This is a genomic window from Sphingomonas changbaiensis NBRC 104936, assembly GCF_000974765.1.
Classification (GTDB): domain Bacteria; phylum Pseudomonadota; class Alphaproteobacteria; order Sphingomonadales; family Sphingomonadaceae; genus Sphingomonas_B; species Sphingomonas_B changbaiensis.
This window is the reverse complement of record NZ_BBWU01000007.1, coordinates 1-1,819: the sequence shown is the minus strand read 5'-3', so window position 1 is coordinate 1,819 and position 1,819 is coordinate 1. Positions and strand designations below refer to the sequence as shown.

At 65.3% G+C, this 1,819-nt stretch carries 1 protein-coding gene; it reads right to left on the bottom strand.

Annotated elements, in window-relative coordinates:
- Positions 1–84: 84 nt before the first annotated feature.
- On the bottom strand, positions 85–1,719 hold the full coding sequence (gene pyrG / locus SCH01S_RS01545; RefSeq protein ID WP_046347020.1) for a CTP synthase: 1,635 nt from the start codon (positions 1,717–1,719) through the stop codon (positions 85–87).
- Positions 1,720–1,819 lie beyond the last annotated feature (100 nt).

Below are 1,819 nucleotides of genomic sequence, written 5' to 3'. Positions count from 1 at the left end.
GCATCGGGCTCGCATTCGCTCGCGACCCCTCCACCAAGCCGCTACGCGTCTTGGTCCCCCTCCCCGTTCCGGGGAGGAGCGAAATTAAACCAGCCGGCTCTGCTTGACCGCCGCTTCGACGAAGCTGGCGAACAGGGGATGCGGATCGAAGGGCTTCGACTTCAGCTCCGGATGGAACTGGACGCCGACGAACCAGGGATGGTCGGGCCGCTCGACGATTTCCGGCAGCTGGCCGTCCGGGCTCATGCCGGTGAACAGCAGCCCGCCCTTCTCCAGCGCGTCGCGATAATGGACGTTGACCTCATAGCGATGGCGGTGGCGTTCGCTGATCTCGCGCGCGCCATAGATCGATTCGACGACGCTGTTGCCCTTCAGCGCGGCCGGATAGGCCCCAAGCCGCATCGTGCCGCCCAGATCGCCGTCCGCCTCGCGCTTCTGCAGCCCTTCCTTCGACATCCATTCGGTGATGAGGCCGACGACCGGTTCCTCGGTCGCGCCGAATTCGGTGGTGGAGGCTTTGCCGATGCCGGCGACGTTCCGGGCGCCTTCGATGCAGGCCATCTGCATGCCCAGGCAGATGCCGAAGAAGGGCACGTTGCGTTCGCGCGCGAAGCGGACGCTGGAAATCTTGCCTTCGGACCCGCGCTCGCCGAACCCGCCCGGCACCAGGATGCCGTGCATCGGCTCCAGCTTCGCCGCGACTTCATCCTCATGCTCGAACAGCTCGGCGTCGAGCCACTGGATGTTGACCTTGACCCGGTTGGCGATGCCGCCGTGGATCAGCGCCTCGTGCAGCGACTTGTAGGCATCGGGGAGCCCGACATATTTGCCGACGACGCCGATGGTGACCTGACCTTCGGGATTTTCGAGCCGGTCCATGATATCGGTCCAGCGCGACAGATTGGGCGAGGCGGGCGGCGTCTCGATCCCGAACGCGCGCAACACTTCGCGGTCGAGACCCTCGGCGTGATACTGGAGCGGCACGCCGTAGATGCTCTTGGCATCCAGCGCGGGGACGACCGCTTCCTTGCGGACGTTGCAGAACAGCGCGATCTTTGCCCGCTCGCCCTCCGGCAGCGGCTTCTCGCAGCGGCAGACCAGCACGTCCGGCTGGATGCCGAGCGCCGTCAGCTCGCGGACCGAATGCTGGGTCGGCTTGGTCTTCAGCTCGCCGGCCGCGGCGATGTACGGGACGAGCGTCACGTGCACGAACACGGTGTTCTCACGGCCGAGATCGTTGCGCAGTTGCCGGACCGCCTCGATGAAGGGCAGCGATTCGATGTCGCCGACGGTGCCGCCGATCTCGCACAGCACGAAATCGAGGTCGTCGACCTCGGTTTGGGCAAAGGCCTTGATCGCGTCGGTGACGTGCGGGATCACCTGAACGGTCGCGCCGAGATAGTCGCCGCGACGCTCGCGCTGGATGACGGTCTGATAAATCCGGCCCGAGGTGACGTTGTCCGACTGGCGCGAAGGGACGCCGGTGAAGCGCTCGTAATGGCCCAGGTCGAGGTCGGTTTCGGCCCCGTCGTCGGTCACATAGACTTCGCCGTGCTGATACGGGCTCATCGTGCCCGGATCGACATTCAGATAGGGGTCGAATTTCCGGATTCGGACGCGGTATCCGCGCGCCTGCAAAAGGGCAGCCAGGGAAGCCGCCATCAGACCTTTGCCGAGCGAGGAGACCACGCCGCCGGTGATAAAAATATACCGCGCCATGGGAGTCGAGGCTTAGCCGCGGGATCGGGTGCGGGGCAAGGAAATTAGCTCCTCCCCGGAACGGGGAGGGGGACCATTTTCGCGCAGCGGAAATGGTGGA

Coding starts and splice junctions, on each gene's coding strand:
- pyrG (WP_046347020.1), bottom strand. CDS start 1,719: ATGGCGCGGTATATTTTTATCACCGGCGGCGTGGTCTCCTCGCTCGGC.